General features: G+C 74.3%; 16 protein-coding genes. 9 read left to right on the forward strand and 7 right to left on the reverse strand.

Features of this window, described 5'->3' with window-relative positions; translation table 11 throughout:
- Positions 1-24: 24 nt before the first annotated feature.
- Positions 25-1,380, reverse strand: a complete 1,356-nt coding sequence (locus ACFY7H_RS21600) for a tetratricopeptide repeat protein (RefSeq protein ID WP_388940229.1) — start codon at positions 1,378-1,380, stop codon at positions 25-27.
- A gap of 163 nt (positions 1,381-1,543) precedes the next feature.
- Between ACFY7H_RS21600 and ACFY7H_RS21605 the strand changes: the two genes are divergently transcribed.
- Positions 1,544-2,890, forward strand: a complete 1,347-nt coding sequence (locus ACFY7H_RS21605) for a M64 family metallopeptidase (RefSeq protein WP_388940231.1) — start codon at positions 1,544-1,546, stop codon at positions 2,888-2,890.
- Between the two features lie 52 nt (positions 2,891-2,942).
- On the opposite strand, the gene ACFY7H_RS21610 is transcribed toward ACFY7H_RS21605, so the two are convergent.
- From ACFY7H_RS21610 to ACFY7H_RS21625, 4 genes are all read right to left on the reverse strand, one after another.
- On the reverse strand, positions 2,943-4,610 hold the full coding sequence (locus tag ACFY7H_RS21610; RefSeq protein WP_388940233.1) for a carboxylesterase/lipase family protein: 1,668 nt from the start codon (positions 4,608-4,610) through the stop codon (positions 2,943-2,945).
- Between the two features lie 321 nt (positions 4,611-4,931).
- Positions 4,932-5,957: a PHP domain-containing protein gene (locus ACFY7H_RS21615; RefSeq protein ID WP_388940234.1), complete on the reverse strand. Its 1,026-nt coding sequence runs from the start codon at positions 5,955-5,957 to the stop codon at positions 4,932-4,934.
- Positions 5,958-6,017: 60 nt separating this feature from the next.
- Positions 6,018-6,779 (reverse strand): VOC family protein, encoded by a 762-nt coding sequence (locus ACFY7H_RS21620; RefSeq protein WP_388940380.1) that lies wholly within the window; start codon positions 6,777-6,779, stop codon positions 6,018-6,020.
- A 105-nt stretch (positions 6,780-6,884) separates the two neighbouring features.
- Complete coding sequence (locus ACFY7H_RS21625) at positions 6,885-7,430, reverse strand: HPP family protein (protein WP_388940236.1); 546 nt, start codon at positions 7,428-7,430, stop codon at positions 6,885-6,887.
- Between the two features lie 272 nt (positions 7,431-7,702).
- On the opposite strand from ACFY7H_RS21625, the gene ACFY7H_RS21630 reads away from it, so the two are divergent.
- The 3 genes from ACFY7H_RS21630 (at position 7,703) to ACFY7H_RS21640 (ending at position 10,377) form a co-directional block, all read left to right on the forward strand.
- On the forward strand, positions 7,703-8,203 hold the full coding sequence (locus ACFY7H_RS21630; protein ID WP_388940238.1) for a hypothetical protein: 501 nt from the start codon (positions 7,703-7,705) through the stop codon (positions 8,201-8,203).
- A gap of 92 nt (positions 8,204-8,295) precedes the next feature.
- A complete protein-coding gene (locus ACFY7H_RS21635; RefSeq protein WP_388940240.1) occupies positions 8,296-8,829 on the forward strand; it encodes a GNAT family N-acetyltransferase in 534 nt (177 codons plus the stop codon).
- A gap of 186 nt (positions 8,830-9,015) precedes the next feature.
- Entirely contained in the window at positions 9,016-10,377 is a 1,362-nt protein-coding gene (locus ACFY7H_RS21640; protein ID WP_388940241.1) for an FAD-dependent oxidoreductase, read from the forward strand.
- 78 nt (positions 10,378-10,455) lie between these two features.
- Here the strand turns inward: ACFY7H_RS21640 and ACFY7H_RS21645 are convergent, their stop codons facing one another.
- Positions 10,456-10,917: a hypothetical protein gene (locus ACFY7H_RS21645; RefSeq protein WP_388940243.1), complete on the reverse strand. Its 462-nt coding sequence runs from the start codon at positions 10,915-10,917 to the stop codon at positions 10,456-10,458.
- A gap of 222 nt (positions 10,918-11,139) precedes the next feature.
- Here ACFY7H_RS21645 and ACFY7H_RS21650 point away from each other — a divergent pair, with 222 nt between their 5' ends.
- From ACFY7H_RS21650 to ACFY7H_RS21670, 5 genes are all read left to right on the forward strand, one after another.
- Positions 11,140-11,802 carry an NADPH-dependent F420 reductase gene (locus ACFY7H_RS21650; RefSeq protein ID WP_388940245.1) on the forward strand — a complete coding sequence of 221 codons (663 nt, stop codon included), beginning with the start codon at positions 11,140-11,142 and terminating at the stop codon, positions 11,800-11,802.
- A gap of 169 nt (positions 11,803-11,971) precedes the next feature.
- Positions 11,972-12,175 carry a cold-shock protein gene (locus ACFY7H_RS21655; protein ID WP_007268031.1) on the forward strand — a complete coding sequence of 68 codons (204 nt, stop codon included), beginning with the start codon at positions 11,972-11,974 and terminating at the stop codon, positions 12,173-12,175.
- A gap of 138 nt (positions 12,176-12,313) precedes the next feature.
- Positions 12,314-13,753, forward strand: a complete 1,440-nt coding sequence (locus tag ACFY7H_RS21660; RefSeq protein WP_388940247.1) for a VWA domain-containing protein — start codon at positions 12,314-12,316, stop codon at positions 13,751-13,753.
- 238 nt (positions 13,754-13,991) lie between these two features.
- The gene (locus ACFY7H_RS21665) at positions 13,992-14,609 is read left to right on the forward strand and encodes a HutD family protein (RefSeq protein WP_388940248.1); all 618 of its coding nucleotides are present in this window, start codon (positions 13,992-13,994) and stop codon (positions 14,607-14,609) included.
- 53 nt (positions 14,610-14,662) lie between these two features.
- Positions 14,663-15,580: an RNA polymerase sigma-70 factor gene (locus ACFY7H_RS21670; protein WP_388940250.1), complete on the forward strand. Its 918-nt coding sequence runs from the start codon at positions 14,663-14,665 to the stop codon at positions 15,578-15,580.
- On the opposite strand, the gene ACFY7H_RS21675 is transcribed toward ACFY7H_RS21670, so the two are convergent.
- Positions 15,577-16,161, reverse strand: coding sequence for a YdeI family protein (locus ACFY7H_RS21675; protein WP_388940252.1), 585 nt, complete (start codon positions 16,159-16,161; stop codon positions 15,577-15,579). The genes ACFY7H_RS21670 and ACFY7H_RS21675 overlap by 4 nt on opposite strands.
- Positions 16,162-16,223: the final 62 nt, after the last annotated feature.

The raw sequence follows: 16,223 nt of genomic DNA on the forward strand, positions 1-16,223 counted from the left end.
CGCCCGCACCGCTCCCGCACCGCCTCAGCGCGGCGCCGGGAGCGGTGCCGTGTGCGCCGGGGCGGCCGGAGCCGGGCCCAGGGTGGTCGTGCCGGGCGCCGAGCGGTACCCGAGTCCGGTGCGGTAGGCGTCCATCGCCGCCTCCGCACGCCCCGACCGGCGCAGCAGGTCGCCCAGCAGCCGGCACAGGTCCGCCAGGTCACCGTCCGCCCCGCTGCGCTCCAGCAGGGCCAGCGCCCGGACGAAGTGCTCCTCGGCGGCCTCGGTGTCCCCCCGTTCCTGCGCGATCAGCCCCAGCAGCCGGTGCGCGCCGCCCGCGTGCACCGCTCCCGGGTCCGACCCCTCCTCCAGCAGCCCCGACACCAGCTCCGCGGCCTCCTCGTACCGGCCCAGACGGCGCAGCACATCGGCCAGCTCCACCTCCACCTGCGCGGTGTACAGCGCCGCCCGCCGCGCCGTCAGCATCTCCCGGGCGATCCGCAGCTCCCGTTCCGCCGCGCCCAGTTCCCCGTGCTGCGCCTGGACGTAGCCGCGCATCCAGTGGCAGTGCGCCAGATCGGTGCGCAGCCGCAGCTGCCGGTAGACGGCCTGGGCCTTCGCCAGGGAGGCGTCGGCATCGGCCACCCGGCCCTCGGTCAGGAAGGTCCGCGCGACCTGCCGGTGCATCCCCGCCACCAGCGCCGGATCCCCGACCTGCGGAGCCAGCGCCAGCGCGATTTCCGCGGCATGGGCCGCGCGGGCGTGCGCGCCCATGTCGATGTACGGGCCGATGACCGCCGAGTACAGCAGCACCAGCGCCTCCGGGTCCCCGAGTCCGCCGGAGTTCAGCGCGTCGATCGCCGACTCCAGCAGGTAGCAGGCGTACCGCAGCTCCCCGGCCAGCAGGTGCGCGACGGCGCGCCCCCGGACCGCCCGGGCCCGGCGGGGCAGCGGCTCGTCCGCCAGCAGCAGCTCCGCCGCCTCGAAGTGACCTGCCGCCTCCGTCAGTTCACCGGACTCCAGCGCGCAGTCGCCGAGCCCGAGCAGGGCCTCGGCCCGCTCGTCGGTCAGGTCCAGCCGCTCGGCCTCGGCCAGCAGCCGCCGGAAGTGCGCCGCGGCCTCCTGCGCCGAGCCGGTGGCCAGGATGCGCTGCGCGTCGGTGAGGGCGAGCCGCAGTTCGGTGGCCAGGTGCGCGGGGCGCCCCGTGGCGAGCTCCTCGTACGAGGTGCCGAGCCGTTCGGCGAGGAAGCGCAGCGCGGTCTCCGAGGGCCGCACCTTGCCGGCCTCCAGGGTGGACACGTACGCCGGGGTGTACGCCGGTTCGGCCAACTGCCGCTGCGTCAGACCGCGTTCGGCGCGGAGCCGCTGCACCCGGCGCCCGATCTCGGCCGGTTCGTCCATGAACTCCCCCTGTTGTCACCCTGGGTGTCTCAACTCCCCAGTATTCAACGGCCGTCGGCCATTGCGCACCGCCTCGCCCGCCACCTAGTTTAAGCAGCCGGTTCAGCAGACTTAACCACTCGCTTAACCGTGCCCCCGACTCCCTTCCCCCACGGAGGACTTCATGAGGCGAACCGTCCGGCCGGCCCTGCGCACGGCGCTCGCCGCGGCCTGCGCGAGCGCCGCGCTCCTGGCCGCCGTCCCCGCGCCCCCGGCAGCCGCCGACCCGCCCCGCCGGACCGGTGTGGAGGTCGAGATACCCGGGCCGGAACACGGGGGCGACGCCGGATCCGGCCACGTCCTGGTGCCGGCGGCCGGACCGGCGAAGGCCGCGCCCCGGCTCTCCGAGGCCGCACGCGCCGCCGACGGCCGGGTCACCAAAATGATCGACAACGGCCCCACCGCGGACCGGCTGGACGTGGTCGTGATCGGTGACGGCTACACCGAGGGCGAGCTGGACCGCTTCCACACCGACGCCCGGGCCAAATGGGCCGAGGTCACGGCCGTCGAGCCGTACACCACCTACCGCGACCTCTTCAACGTGTGGACCGTGGACGCGGTGTCCGCCCAGTCCGGGGTCTCCGGCGACCCGGCCCAGGACACCGTCCGGGACACCGCGCTCGGCTCCTCCTTCTGGTGCGAGTCCATCGAGCGGCTGCTCTGCGTGGACCAGCCCAAGGTCGACGCGTACGTCGCCAAGGCGCCCGCCGCCGACCTGGTGATCGTCCTCGCCAACAGCGCCAAGTACGGCGGCGCGGGATACAACGAGCCGAGCGCCACCCTCGGCTACGAGGGCATCTCCACCGCGTCCGCCGGCCACCCCAAGTCCGGGCAGGTCGCCATCCACGAGACCGGCCACTCCCTCGGGAAGCTCGCCGACGAGTACTTCTACCCGGGCGTCCCCGGCTACGAGAAGTACACCGGCCGCGAGCCCGCCGACATCAACACCTCCACCCTGGACGCCTCCCGGATGGCCCGGGAGCGGGCCAAGTGGCACCGCTGGCTCGGCGAGACCTCCCCCGACGGCGGCACGGTCGGCGCGTACGAGGGCGGCGGCTACTACGTCACCGGCCTCTACCGGCCCACGGACAACTCCCTGATGCGGATCCTGGGCAAGCCCTTCAACCTCCCCGGCGTCGAGGCGATGATCGCCGGATTCCACCGGCACGCCCGCCTGGCGACGCCGCTCACCCCCACCGACCGCACCCTGCGCCTGGGGGACGCCGCCGAGGTGGCCGTCCCGCGCCTGTACGGGGCCGACGGGCGCGAGCCGGAGGTGCGCTGGTACCTCGACGGCCGGGAGCTCAAGCGGTTCGCGGGCCGCAGCGAGGTCCGGGTGGCCGAGCTGTGGCTGCTCGACCTGCGCGGCCACAGGCTGTCGGTCAGCGTGCGGGACCGCACCCCCTCGGTCCGCGACCCCGAGATCGCGCGCACCCTGGTCTCCACGGTCGCCTGGGACGTCAGGCTCTGAACCCCCGCCCCCGGGCGACCGCCCGGAGGCGGCGCCCCGCCCGGTCCGGCCGTCACCGGCCCGCCCCGGAGGCGGGGGACGCGGGGGCGGGCAGGCCGTCCCAGAGGGCGCAGTGGTGCGCGGCCGCCGGGTCGATCCGCCGGATACCGCCCGCGCCCGGCGCCAGGCGCAGCACGGAGGGGGCGGGCGGCGCGAACCGGGGCCAGAGGGGGGAGTCCGGCGCGTTCGGTGAACCGGTGCGGGCGAAGCGCGTCCAGTAGTCCGTCATCCGGCCGGACAGGGCGCGCTGGGGCTCCGTCAGCTCCGCCATCGTGAACAGGTAGGACAGTTCGAAGCCGTGCGCCGCGCCGTACGGAAAGCCGGCCGGCTCGGGCAGTCCGGTGAAATTGGGCGCCGTCCTGTCACTGAAGAGGTAGCCGTACACCGGCACGTGCCGGGCCAGCGCACGGCCGTCCCGCAGCGTGGGGCAGGTGAAGGACGCGTCGGAGAGCACCGCGGCCCAGGCCAGCGCGGGCGTCGCGAAGCGGTCCGGCGGATAGGCCGCTTCCACGGCGGGGGCCGCCGCACCGAAGGAGACCCGCAGCCGCTCCCGGTAGCCCTCCGCCCCCTCCACCGGATACGCGGCCAGGGTCTGCCTGAGGAAGATCCGCATCTCGTCGAGGTTGCTGCCCTGCATCACCGGCACCCGGTGGAAACGCCCCGAGACCAACGCCCGCGCCGGCTCGGCCGGCAGCAGGGCATTGCCGTACGCGACCCCGGAGAACCGCTCCATCAGCTCCGCCGTCAGCAGCCGCCCCGTCTCCAGCCCGCGCAGGCAGTCGAGCACCCGGCCCGCCGGCCGGCCGCCGCAGCCGAGCGCGCCGGCCGCGGCCGCGCCGGCCGAGACCGTGCGCTCCTCGGGCACGAACGGCTCGTACGTCCCCAGCGTCGGCAGCAAGGAGTACGGCGGGATGGTCGTCGAGCAGGATCCGCTCTGCACGATCGCCCGCTGGAACAGGCCGGCCGAGCCGGGGGAGACCAGGTGCGCGCAGACGCTGAGCCCGCCCGCGGACTCCCCGAACACGGTGACCCGCTCCGGATCGCCGCCGAAGCGGGCCGCGTTCGCCCGTACCCAGCGCAGCGCCGCCTGCTGGTCGGCGAGCCCGAAGTCCGGCGCGCCGCCCAGCTCCGGGTGGCCGAAGAAGCCGAAGACGCCGAGCCGGTAGTTGACCGTGACCACCACGGCGTCGCCCCGCACCGCCAGCGGCTCCGGCCGGTACGTGTCCGCCGAGCCGACGCGGAAGCCGCCGCCGTGGAACCACACCATCACCGGCCGGCCGCGTCCCCGCCCCGCGGGGACGGTGACGTTCAGGAAGAGGCAGTCCTCCGAGCCGGACGGCCCGCCCGGGCCGAGCGGCGGCAACTGGGCGCAGGGAGCCCCCGGCGCCCCCGCGTCGAGCACCCCCGTCCGGTGCGGCGCGGGCCGCGGCGGCCGCCAGCGCAGTGGACCGGTCGGCGGGGCCGCGTACGGGATCCCCTGGAACGTGTCGTACGCCCCGTGCGCGCGCCCCCGTACGGGTCCCTCGGCGGTCCGGACCACGGGCCGCTCGCCCTCGCCGGCCACGGCCACGGCGGCGGGCGGCCCCGAGCCGGCCGCGCAGAGCAGGACCAGCGCGGCCAGCGGCGCGCCCAGCGGCCGGCGGCGGACGCGCGCGCCGCGGGCGGGTCGGGGATCCGGCACGGCTGCCCCCTCCTCGACGGGTCGGTCGGGCCACTGTGACCCGGCCGCGCCGTCCCGGGCCGTCTTGGCCCCCGGCGTGTCCGGCCCGGGGCGCGGACACGCCGGGGCGCCCCCCGTTTGCCCGCCTCGAACGGCGCAGTGGGGACGGAGGCCGCTGCGCATGCGCCGGCGCCGCGGCGGTCCAGGCCGGCCTGGACCTGACGTACCGTCGCCCGCCGCCCGGCGCGGAAGGCTGACCCTGACGGACCCGACGGGCCCCCGGCGGCGCACGGCGCGGCCGGGGGCCCGTCCCGTGCCGTTCTCGGCCCCGCCGGGCCCGGACTACGCGGAGCGCGTCCAGGCGAGCAGCCGGTCAGCGGGCCAGGTGTTGACCACGCGTTCGGCGGGCACCCCGCACTCGGCCGCCCGCTCACAGCCCAGGATCTGCCAGTCCAGCTGGCCGGGGGCGTGCGCGTCGGTGTCGATCGCGAAGAGGGTGCCTGCCCCGACGGCCAGGCGCAGCAGCCGCCGGGGCGGGTCGAGCCGCTCGGGACGGCTGTTGATCTCCACGGCCGTGCCGGACTCCGCGCAGGCGGCGAAGACGGCCTCGGCGTCGAAGGCGGACTCGGGGCGGGTCCGGCCGGTCACCAACCGCCCCGTGCAGTGCCCGAGGACGTCCATCAGAGGGTTGCGCACGGCCTTGAGCAGCCGCCGCGTCATCGCGGGCGACTCCATCCGCAGCTTCGAGTGGACGGAGCCCACCACCAGGTCGAGCCCTTCCAGCAGTTCCGGCTCCTGGTCGAGCGAGCCGTCGAGGAGGATGTCGCACTCGATGCCGGTGAGCAGCCGGAAAGGGGCCCACGCCTCGTTCAGCTCGGCCACCACCCGCAGCTGTTCGCGCAACCGCTCCGGCGACAGGCCCCGGGCCACCTTCAGGCTCGGCGAGTGGTCCGTCAGCACCGCCCACTCGTGGCCCAGTTCCGCCGCCGCCCGTCCCATCGCCTCGATGGGGCTCCCGCCGTCCGACCAGTCCGAGTGCAGGTGGCAGTCCCCGCGCAGGGCGGCGCGCAGCGCGGTGGCGGCGGGGGAGGCGGGCGGCCCGTGCGGCATCGCCGCGGCCTCCTCCTCCAGGACGCCCAGGTACTCGGGGATCCCCCCGGCCAGCGCCTCGCGCACCACCTTGGCCGTCTTGGGCCCGATGCCCTTCACCGCTTCCAGCGAGCCCGCCGCCACCCGCTCGGCCGTCTCCCGCTCGCCCAGGTGCGCCACGGCCGCCGAAGCGGTACGGAAGGCCCGTACCCGGTAGGTCGGGGCCTGAGCGCGCTCCAGCAGGAAGGCGATCCGGTCCAGCGCCGCCACCGGGTCCATCGCGTACCTCCTCCAGGACCCAGTGTCCCCGCGGGCCCGGGGTCAGGCGAGCGGACCCCGTCAGCGCGCGCCGTCCTGCGGTCCGGGCGGCGCGACCCGCTCCGTGAGCGTGAAGAGGGCGCCGTCCGGGTCGCGGAGCGCGATCGAGCGCACGGCACCGTCCGTGGTGACCACCGAAACGGCCCGTCCGCCGAGGTCGACGGCCCACTCGACGGCGGAGTCCAGGTCCGCCACCCGGAAGTGGACGTGCCAGCGGGGCCGGGTGTGCGGGGTGTAGGCGCCCTGCTCCACGGGGCCGCTGTCCAGCCGGGCCACCGGCTCCCCGCCCTGCCGCAGGACGACCCGCTCGTCCTCGTACGAGACCTCGCAGCACCCCTCACGGCCCGAGGCCCACTCCAGCACCTCGCCGTAGAACAACGCGGCGTCGAACGCGTTCCTGGTCCGCAGCTCCAGCCACGCCGGGGCGGGTCCCACCCCCACGCGCCAGCCCGCTGAGACGGGCCCCTGCCAGACCCCGAAGGCCGCGCCGTCCACATCGGCGACCAGCGCCGCCCGCCCGCCCCCGGGGAAGGAGACCGGGCCCACCCCGACCGTGCCGCTGCGCTCGCGGACCCGGGCCGTCGCCACGTCGACGTCGTCGACCGCGAAGTACGGGGTCCAGGCCACCGCCACCGCCAGATCCGTGGCGAGCGCCCCGATTCCGGCGACGGGCACGTCGTCCACCACGGCGACCGAGAAGGCGGAGCCGAGCCTGGCCCGCCGGAAGCTCCAGCCGACGACCGCCCCGTAGAAGCGCTGGGACGCCTCCAGGTCACGGGCCATCAGACTCACCCAGCAGGGGGCCCCGAAGACGTCCTTCGTAGAAATGTCCACACCTCAAGGAGTAGCGCCCGCGCCCCCTCGCCGCGGCGCAGGCGCGCCAGCGGATCACCACCAGTACGCGGGGTACCTCGGCGCGGTACGGCGGATGCGCGAACCGGCGTATCCGGTCAGGACCAGCAGCACGGTGGACCCGAGGAGCAGGGGGACGAACCGGGCCGGATCGGGGGTCTGGAGCACCGTCACCACGGCGGTCGCCACCGCCGGGGAGTGCGGCGTGCGGGCCAGCGTCAGCAGGGCCAGGGTGAGCCCGGCGGCCAGGGCGGCCGCCCAGGCGCTGCTGCCCGCCATGGCCAGGACCGCGAAGCCGGCCGCCGCGCCCAGGAGGTGCCCGATGACCACTCCGCGCGGCTGGGCCAGGGGCAGGGTGGGCGCGCTGTGCACCAGCGCCGCGCTCGCGGCCAGCGGGGGTATCAGTACCGGCTCGTGGATCGCCGCGCCGATCGCGACGAGGCCCAGCAGCACGGTGGTCGCGGCGCTGACGCTGTGGAAGGCGGCGACCGCGCTCGGGCGGGCCGGGGCCCGGGGCGTGATCAGGCGCCTGCGCGGGGCGGGGTCAGGGGCGGGAGCGGCGGTGGTGGTGCTGGGGTGCATGCGGGGCAGGTTTCCGGTACGGGCGGGGCGGGGAGGCGGGAGCGGCCGTGCCCGGGCGGTGATCGACCGCCGGCCGGGCCTCGCGTCCGAACCGGGTGGGGCCGGCGCAATCCGGACACGACCATATCGGCCGGACGGACGGAGGCGGTCGCCGGGGTGCGGCCGCCGGGACCCCGGGCAGTCGGAGTGCAAAGAGCGGATCGGCCGGAAATGGCCGCCCGCGATCGTGTATGACTGCGGAGGCACGTGCTCCAGGCAGGGAAGGACCAGCAATGACCACGCATCCCCAGCTCACCGGGATCCTGACGGACCTCGACGAGGTGATCGCCGGAGCCCCCGCCGACGCGACCGGCGCCCTGTGGCGGCTGACCGGAACCGGGCGCGGCCTGGACTCCAACCTGATCCGGCTGCGTCCGGGCGCGGCCATCGCGGAGCACGCCGAGCCCGCCCTCGACGTCCTGCTCGTCGTGGTGGAGGGCGGCGGGCGGATCGACACCGAGGACGGCCCGCACCCGCTGCGCCCCCACACCGCCTGCTGGCTCGCGCGCGGCGCCCGGCGCTCCCTGACCGCCGGCCCGCAGGGGCTGACGTACCTCACCGTCCACACCCGGCGCCCCGGGCTCGGCATCGGCACCGCCGGGCGGCCGGTCGACGCCGCCGAGGGCGGCGAGACGGCCTGCCTGCTGCACCGGGTCTGCCCGGACTGCGGCCGGCTCGCCACCGATTCCGGGGCCCGCTACTGCTCCCGCTGCGGCACCGGCCTGCCGGACTGACCCGGAGGCCCGACGCGGTCACCGCGCCCGGGGCGGGGCGCGGGCGGTGGGCCGATTACCCCTGGCCGGACCCCGTTCGGCAGGATGTGCGCATGACCGAGATCCGCACCCCCCGCCTCCTCCTCCGCCGCTGGACCGACGACGACCTCGTTCCCCTCTCGGAGATCAACGCAGACCCGGAAGTGATGCGCTGGATCGGCGACGGCTCCGCCCTCGACCTGGAGGAGACCGCCGAAGCCATCGAGCGCTGGGAGGAGGAGTGGGACGACGAGGGCTTCGGCGTGTTCGCCGTCGAGCTCCTGGCCTCCGGCGAGCTGATCGGGGCCGTGGGGCTGTCGGCCGCGGACGACCTGCCCGAGACGCGGCACCAGGTACAGATCACCTGGCGGCTGGGCCGGCCCTTCTGGGGCCAGGGCTACGCCTCCGAAGCGGCCCAGACGGTCCTGGAGTTCGCCCTTCAGGACCGGGGTCTGGACCGCGTCGTCGCCGTCAACCGGCTCGGCAACGACGAGTCCGCGAACGTGATCCGCAAGCTCGGCATGGAGGAGGACGGGCAGGCCTCCGACCCGCGGACCGGGGACCGGCTCAGCCTCCACAGCATCGACCTCACCCAGTACGAGGCCTGAGCGGACGGGCGCGTCGCACGTCAGCGGAGGGGCCGGCGGGGAGGCCGCGGTCAGCCAAAAGTCAGCCTTTGGCAAGCCATAAGATTCGATTATGGGGTCATAACCCGGGGGCGGGTGCCGGGTTAGGGTGGCCTTAGTTTAGGGTTTCCTTGATCAGTCAGATTGTCGGTCGAAGGGAACCCAGTCATGCCTCGCTCTCTGCGGGTAGCAATCGTCGGTGCCGGCCCCGCCGGTATTTACGCGGCCGACGCGCTGCTGAAGTCCGAGGCGGCGGCCGACCCCGGCGTGTCCATCGACCTCTTCGAACGGATGCCCGCGCCCTTCGGCCTCATCCGCTACGGGGTCGCCCCCGACCACCCCCGCATCAAGGGCATCATCACCGCCCTGCACCAGGTGCTCGACAAGCCGCAGGTCCGCCTCTTCGGCAATGTCGACTACCCGAACGACATCTCGCTCGACGAGCTCCACGCCTTCTACGACGCCGTTGTCTTCTCCACCGGCGCCACCGCGGACCGGGCGCTCAGCATCCCCGGCGTCGACCTCGACGGCTCCTACGGCGCCGCCGACTTCGTCTCCTGGTACGACGGCCACCCCGACGTGCCGCGCACCTGGCCGCTGGAGGCCGAGAAGGTCGCGGTCCTCGGCGTCGGCAACGTCGCCCTCGACGTCGCCCGCATCCTCGCCAAGACCGCCGACGAGCTGCTCCCGACCGAGATCCCGCCGAACGTCTACGACGGCCTCAAGGCCAACAAGGCCCTGGAGGTCCACGTCTTCGGCCGCCGGGGTCCGGCGCAGGCCAAGTTCAGCCCGATGGAGCTGCGCGAGCTCGACCACTCGCCGAACATCGAGGTCATCGTCAACCCCGAGGACATCGACTACGACGAGGGCTCGATCACCACCCGCCGCTCCAACAAGCAGGCGGACATGGTCGCCAAGACCCTCGAGAACTGGGCGATCCGCGACATCGGCGACCGCCCCCACAAACTGTTCCTGCACTTCTTCGAGTCCCCCGCCGAGATCCTCGGCGAGGACGGCAAGGTCGTCGGCCTGCGCACCGAGCGCACCGAGCTGGACGGCACCGGCAACGTCAGGGGCACCGGACAGTTCACCACCTGGGACGTCCAGTCCGTCTACCGCGCCGTCGGCTACCTCTCCGACGAACTGCCCAAGCTGCCCTGGGACGTGGAGTCCGGCACGGTGCCCGACGAGGGCGGCCGGGTCATCGAGAACGGCGAGCACCTCGCCTCGACGTACGTCACCGGCTGGATCCGGCGCGGCCCCATCGGCCTGATCGGCCACACCAAGGGCGACGCGAACGAGACCGTCGCCAACCTGCTGGCCGACCACGCCCAGGGGCGCCTGCTCACCCCCGCGACCCCCGAGCCGGAGGCGGTCGAGGCCTTCCTCGCCGAGCGGCAGGTCCGGTACACCACCTGGGAGGGCTGGTACCGGCTGGACGCCGCCGAGAAGGCGCTGGGCGAGCCGCAGGGCCGTGAGCGCGTGAAGATCGTGGAGCGCGAGGAGATGCTCGGGGCGAGCGGCGCGTAAGGGCGCCCCGCCGCGAGCGGAAGACGGACGAGCGGGGCCCGCCGGGTGGCGGGCCCCGCTCGCGTCACGGGGACCGGGTCAGTCCGTGATGGCCGTGATCTTCTTCGTCCGCAGGTCGGCCTGCACCCGGATCTGGGTCGTGGAACTTGCGCTCCAGGTCAGGGTGACCGTGGCGTTGGTCTTGCCCGCCCCGCTGCCCGTGGAGGTCACCTTCCACTCGACCGGAACGTTCTGCGCGCGCAGCACGCCGTTGGCGTGGTGGGTGTCCTCCCACTGCCTCAGCTCCCGCTGGAGGGGCTCGGAGAGGTAGAAGGAGCGCAGCCGGTCGGCCGTCACGCCGTCCCCGTCGTACATCGCGTCGACGTACGAGCCGTAGAAATCGGCGATCCGGGTGAAGGCCCCCTCCGGGCTGCCGGAGACGGACGGCGGCGCGGCGGCGGTCGCCGAGGTGGTGGAGACGAGGGCCAAGGAGAGGGCTGCGGCGCCCGCGGTGGCCGCGAGGGCGATGGAGAGGGTGCGCTTGGTCGGGAGCTTGGGCATCGATCGGTACCTTTCCCCGTGCTGGGTGCGGGCCGGTACGGTCCCCGGCCCCGCAGGGAAGGACGGGTCCCGCTCACCCGTCGGTTGACACCGAAGGGATAAATGGCGGGATTTCACCCGTACGGGCCATCACGGAGCCATGGCGTGCCGGCGCGGAATGCGGCGGCCGGGCGAAGGGTTGGGGCAGGGGTCGCACGCATTTCCGTACGCAATGGAGGGCTCATGAAGATCGGCATCATCGGCGCCGGCAACATCGGCGGCAACCTCACCCGCCGGCTCACCTCGCTCGGACACCAGGTCCGCGTCGCCAACTCCCGCGGACCGCAGACCCTCACGGCCCTCGCGGAGGAGACCGGCGCCACCGCCGTCACGGTCGCCGAGGCGGCGCACGGCGCCGAGATCGTGGTGGTCACCATCCCCTTCAAGAACATCCCCGACCTGCCCGCCGGGCTCTTCGACGGGGCGGCCGACGGCTTCATCGTCATCGACACCGGCAACTACTACCCGCGGCAGCGCGACGGCCGGATCGCCGCCGTCGAGGACGAGGGCCTGACCGAGAGCCGCTGGACCGAGCGCCGGCTGGGCCACCCCGTCGTCAAGGCCTTCAACGGCACCTACGCCGCCGACATCATCGACCGGCCGCGGCCGGCCGGACACCCCGAGCGGATCGCGCTCCCCGTCGCCGGTGACGACGAAGCGGCCAAGAAGACGGTCCGCGCGCTCATCGACGAGCTCGGCTTCGACACCGTCGACGCGGGCGGCCTCGACGAGTCCTGGCGACAGCAGCCCGACACGCCCGTCTACGGGCTCCGGGGCGGCGTCGAGGCGGTCACCCGGGCCCTGGCCGAGGCCTCGCCCGAGCGCACGGCCGACTTCCGCGGCTGAGGCCCGTACGCCCGATCGACGTAACGCTCCGCAATGAGGCGGGTGCCTTGTGCTACGGTCGGGACAGTTGCAGGTGTGGTTCCCAGAGTTCTTCGAACGGGGTCAATCAACCCGGCGACGCCGGGTCCGCACAGTGCGGCTCCGGGTACGGCCCCGAAGGAGAATCGATATGGCGTCCGGCACCGTGAAGTGGTTCAACGCGGAAAAGGGCTTCGGCTTCATCGAGCAGGACGGCGGCGGCGCCGACGTGTTCGCCCACTACTCGAACATCGCCACCCAGGGCTACCGTGAGCTCCAGGAGGGCCAGAAGGTGAACTTCGACGTCACCCAGGGCCAGAAGGGCCCGCAGGCCGAGAACATCGTTCCCGCCTGAGCTGATCGACCCGCTCGGCCCGAGCGACGCCGGGGCCCGCACCGAAGGTGCGGGCCCCGGCCGCGTCCGAGCACCGCTTCCGTTCCCATTCGGCCCCGCGGAGCCGGACCACCGGGCAGACTGTCCGATGTGACGACAATGAGCAAAGGCGCCAACCTCCCGGTCGCCGCCCCCTCGGTCAGAGCCGTGCTCGGCTGGTCCGCCGGGCCCGGAGTACCCGACGTCGACGCCTCCGCGCTGCTCCTGGCAGCCACCGGACGGGTCCGCTCCGACGGGGACTTCGTCTTCTACAACCAGCCCCGGCACGCCTCCGGAGCCGTACGCCACCTCGGCAAGCAGCCGGGCTCCGACACCCTCGACGTCGACCTCGCCGCCCTGGAAGGGGACATCGAGCGGGTCGTCCTCTGCGCCTCCGCCGACGGCGGCACCTTCGGCCGGGTCCCGGGTCTGCACCTGCGCCTGCTGGACGCCGCCTCCGGCGCCGAACTGGCCCGCTTCGACATGGAGGCCGGGCCGGAGACCGCCTTCGTGAGCGGCGAGCTCTACCGGCGGGCCGGCGCGTGGAAGTTCCGCGCCGTCGGCCAGGGGTACGCGAGCGGCCTCGCGGGACTCGCCACCGACTACGGCATCACCGTGGACGACGCGCCGGCCCCCGCGGCCGCCCCCGCGCCCGTGCCCCGGCGTGCCCCCGCGCCTGCTCCCCGCCGGGCCTCCACGCCGGCTCCCGCCCCTGCGTCCCGCCCGGCTCCCGCGCCCGCGCCCGCGCCCCGCCCTCCCGTGCCCGCCGCCGGTGCGGGTGAGGCGGTCGTACGGCTCGTCAAGGGCGAGGAGTGGCTTCCGGAGGACATGCGGGGGCGCCTGTCACTGCGCAAGAAACAGGTGGCCGTCAGCCTGAGCAAGGCCGGCGCCCAGGGCGTCACCGCCCGCGTGATCCTGGTCCTCGACGCCTCCGGGTCGATGAGCGCCCTCTACACGCGCGGCACCGTCGCGAGCGTGGTCGAGCGGATGGCGGCCGTCGCCGCGCAGCTCGACGACGACGGCGAAATGCAGGCCTGGACCTTCGCCACCAACCCCGCCCGGCTGCCGGACCTCGCCGTCGGCGACCTGCCCGAGTGGCTGCGGCTGCACGTACGCATCGGCCAGATGAGCCTCTTCGGCCGCAAGAAGCCGGCCAAGGGGCTGCTCCCGGGCCAGGTCGACATGCGGCAGGTCGGCTTCCAGAACGAGGAGCAGAAGGTCATCGCCGAGGTACGGGACTTCGTGCGCTGCCACCCCGTGCCCGCCCCGACCCTGGTCCTCTTCTTCTCCGACGGCGGGGTGTACCGCAACGACGAGATCGAGCGGGAACTGCGGGCGGCCGTCGAGGAGCCGGTGTTCTGGCAGTTCGTCGGCCTCGGCCGCGCCGGCTTCGGCGTACTGGAACGCTTCGACACCATGCCCGGGCGCCGCGTCGACAACGTCGGCTTCTTCGCCGTCGACGACATCGACAAGGTCTCGGACCAGGACCTGTACGACCGGCTCCTGTCGGAGTTCCCCTCCTGGCTGCGGGCGGCCCGGCAGGCGGGAATCCTGCGCTGACCCGCCCGCGCCCCCTCCCGCACCCACCCCCTGGGCCCTGTCGTCAAAGTCCCGCCTGTCCCGCGGCGTCCGGCAACGCACCTCGCCGCGTTGTCGGGGCACCCGAGTACGTCCGGTACTCGGGCGCCCCTCCGCCTTGCGATGCACGGCACCGGCCGCCGCGGGCCTGACCGGCGCCACTTTGACGACAGGGCCTAGGCTCGAGGCGGTACGCACCCGAGGGAAGGAAGCCCCCGCCATGCCCGGCCCCGCCGAGATCCGGATCCTGCGCGCCGCCGACCGTACGGCCGTGCCGTGGAAGAACCGCGGCGGTGTCACCCGCGAGATCGCGGCCTGGCCCGAGGGCGCGGGGACCGCCGGCTTCGCCTGGCGGGTCAGCCTCGCGGAGGTGGAGGCCGACGGGTCCTTCTCGTACTTCCCCGGCGTCGACCGGATCCTCACCCTGGCCGAGGGCGCGGGCATGGACCTCACGGTCGGGGGCGAACGACGCCTCGTCGACGAGCGCCACGCGCCCCGGCGCTTCCCGGGGGACCGGGCGACCGACTGCCGGCTGCTGGCCGGCCCGGTCGTCAACTTCAACGTGATGTACCGCCGGGACCAGGTCCGCGCCCGCACCGCCGTCGTGCGCGGCGAACTCGCCCTCGCCGCCCGGCCGGACGAGACCCTGCTCGTGGCCGCCCTGGAGGGGCGGGCGGTCCTCCACCGGCCCGGGGACCCGGACGGCGACATCGAACTCGGCCTTCACGACGCGGCCTTGACCGCGCACCCCGTGGACTGCGTGATCCGCACCGACGGACGACTGGCCGTCGTGGGCGTACGGCTGCGCGCGGACCCCTCGCCGTCGCCCTCCAACTGAGCCGCGGCGGGGGCGGGGTGGCCGGGCCGTCGTACGCCGGGCAGAATCGGACGGTGATCACGAGCGAACCCGAAGCGGATCCCTTCAACGAACACCGACGGCTGTTGTTCGCCACCGCCTACCGCATGCTGGGGACCGTCAGCGACGCCGAGGACATCGTCCAGGACGCCTGGCTGACCTGGCACAAGGCCGACCGGTCGGAAGTCCGGCACCCCAAGGCGTACCTCGTGCGGACGGTCACCAACCTGTCCCTGAACCGGCTCACCTCGGCCCGGGCCACGCGGGAGGAATACGTCGGCCCCTGGCTGCCGGAACCGCTGCTCACCGAGCCCGACGTGGCGCAGGAGCGGGAGCTGGCCGAGAGCGTCTCCACGGCCATGCTCGTCGTCCTGGAAACGCTCACCCCCGTAGAGCGCGCCGTCTTCGTGCTGCGGGAGGTCTTCGGCTACTCGCACGCCGAGATCGCCGGCTTCCTGGAGCGCCCGGAGCCGGCCGTCCGGCAGATCTCCCACCGCGCCCGCAAACACGTCGCGGAGCGCCGCCACCGCTACGACTCCGACAGCGCGCAGCGCGAGGAGGTCACGCAGCGCTTCCTCCGCGCCTGTGCCGGGGGAGACCTCAACGCCGTCCTGGAGATGCTCGCCCCCGACGTCACCGCCTGGTCCGACGGCGGAGGCAAGGTCACCGCCGGCCGCCGGCCCGTGTACGGCGCCGACCGCGTGGCGCGCTTCCTGCTCGGCGTGCTGGCCAAGCCCGCCATGGCCGGGGTCACCGTCACCCCTGCTGTCATCAACGGCGAGCTCGGCCTCCTCGTCCTGGCGGGGGAGGAGCCGATCGGCTCGTGCACCTACGACCTGGAGGGCGGGCTGCTCCGCAACATCCGCATCCAGGTCAACCCCGACAAGCTGGCGGGCCTGCGCCGTGACGCGCCGTCCGGCGACAGGGCCCGAGGTCCGGAAGGGACGGACTAGGCCCCGGCCGGGCCTCCGGTGCGGCGCAGCGTGTCGAGGGCCCGGTCGAGGCGGGCCCGGCGGGTGCCGGGGGTGAGGGCCTGGAGGAGTGGCAGCGCCAGCTGGTAGCGGCCGGACCGGTCGAGGGCCTCGAACGCCGTCCGGGCCCGGGGGTCCGCCTCCAGGGCGGCCGCCAGGTCCGGCGGGACCGCCGCCGTGCGCTGGGACTCGTACGCCGCGGCCCACCGCCCGTCGGCCTGCGCCCGGCGTACCTCCGCGAGGCCCGGTTCACGCATCCGGCCGGCCGCCGTGAGCGCCGCGACCTTCTCCACGTTCACCTGCGACCACAGGCTCCGGGGGCGGCGCGGTACGTACTTCTGGAGGTAGTACCGCTCGTCGTGGGAACGCCGCTGGCCGGAGATCCAGCCGTAGCAGAGGCCGACGTCCACCAGTTCGTCGTCGGTGACCGTCGGGATGCCGGACTTCTTCTTGGCCACCTTGATCCACAGACCCTCCGTACGCGTGTGGTGCCGCGACAGCCAGCTCTCGAAGGCACCGGCATCCGCGAAGGTGACGACCTCCCCACCGTTGATCTCGTCCATGCGTCCAGGCTAGCGGCGGGGTACGACAACGGTCCGTGCTCCGCTGCCCGTTCGGGCCCGTT

It is taken from the genome of Streptomyces sp. NPDC012794 (assembly GCF_042901085.1).
In the GTDB taxonomy this organism is placed as follows: domain Bacteria; phylum Actinomycetota; class Actinomycetes; order Streptomycetales; family Streptomycetaceae; genus Streptomyces.

What these genes read in the sequence shown, in the direction of transcription:
- ACFY7H_RS21640 (WP_388940241.1), top strand. Translation starts at nt 9,016, where the DNA reads ATGCCTCGCTCTCTGCGGGTAGCAATCGTCGGTGCCGGCCCCGCCGGT.
- ACFY7H_RS21655 (WP_007268031.1), top strand. Translation starts at nt 11,972, where the DNA reads ATGGCGTCCGGCACCGTGAAGTGGTTCAACGCGGAAAAGGGCTTCGGC.
- ACFY7H_RS21600 (WP_388940229.1), bottom strand. Translation starts at nt 1,380, where the DNA reads ATGGACGAACCGGCCGAGATCGGGCGCCGGGTGCAGCGGCTCCGCGCC.
- ACFY7H_RS21635 (WP_388940240.1), top strand. Translation starts at nt 8,296, where the DNA reads ATGACCGAGATCCGCACCCCCCGCCTCCTCCTCCGCCGCTGGACCGAC.
- ACFY7H_RS21615 (WP_388940234.1), bottom strand. Translation starts at nt 5,957, where the DNA reads ATGGACCCGGTGGCGGCGCTGGACCGGATCGCCTTCCTGCTGGAGCGC.
- ACFY7H_RS21660 (WP_388940247.1), top strand. Translation starts at nt 12,314, where the DNA reads ATGAGCAAAGGCGCCAACCTCCCGGTCGCCGCCCCCTCGGTCAGAGCC.
- ACFY7H_RS21605 (WP_388940231.1), top strand. Translation starts at nt 1,544, where the DNA reads ATGAGGCGAACCGTCCGGCCGGCCCTGCGCACGGCGCTCGCCGCGGCC.
- ACFY7H_RS21645 (WP_388940243.1), bottom strand. Translation starts at nt 10,917, where the DNA reads ATGCCCAAGCTCCCGACCAAGCGCACCCTCTCCATCGCCCTCGCGGCC.
- ACFY7H_RS21665 (WP_388940248.1), top strand. Translation starts at nt 13,992, where the DNA reads ATGCCCGGCCCCGCCGAGATCCGGATCCTGCGCGCCGCCGACCGTACG.
- ACFY7H_RS21630 (WP_388940238.1), top strand. Translation starts at nt 7,703, where the DNA reads ATGACCACGCATCCCCAGCTCACCGGGATCCTGACGGACCTCGACGAG.
- ACFY7H_RS21675 (WP_388940252.1), bottom strand. Translation starts at nt 16,161, where the DNA reads ATGGACGAGATCAACGGTGGGGAGGTCGTCACCTTCGCGGATGCCGGT.
- ACFY7H_RS21620 (WP_388940380.1), bottom strand. Translation starts at nt 6,779, where the DNA reads ATGGCCCGTGACCTGGAGGCGTCCCAGCGCTTCTACGGGGCGGTCGTC.
- ACFY7H_RS21650 (WP_388940245.1), top strand. Translation starts at nt 11,140, where the DNA reads ATGAAGATCGGCATCATCGGCGCCGGCAACATCGGCGGCAACCTCACC.
- ACFY7H_RS21625 (WP_388940236.1), bottom strand. Translation starts at nt 7,430, where the DNA reads ATGCACCCCAGCACCACCACCGCCGCTCCCGCCCCTGACCCCGCCCCG.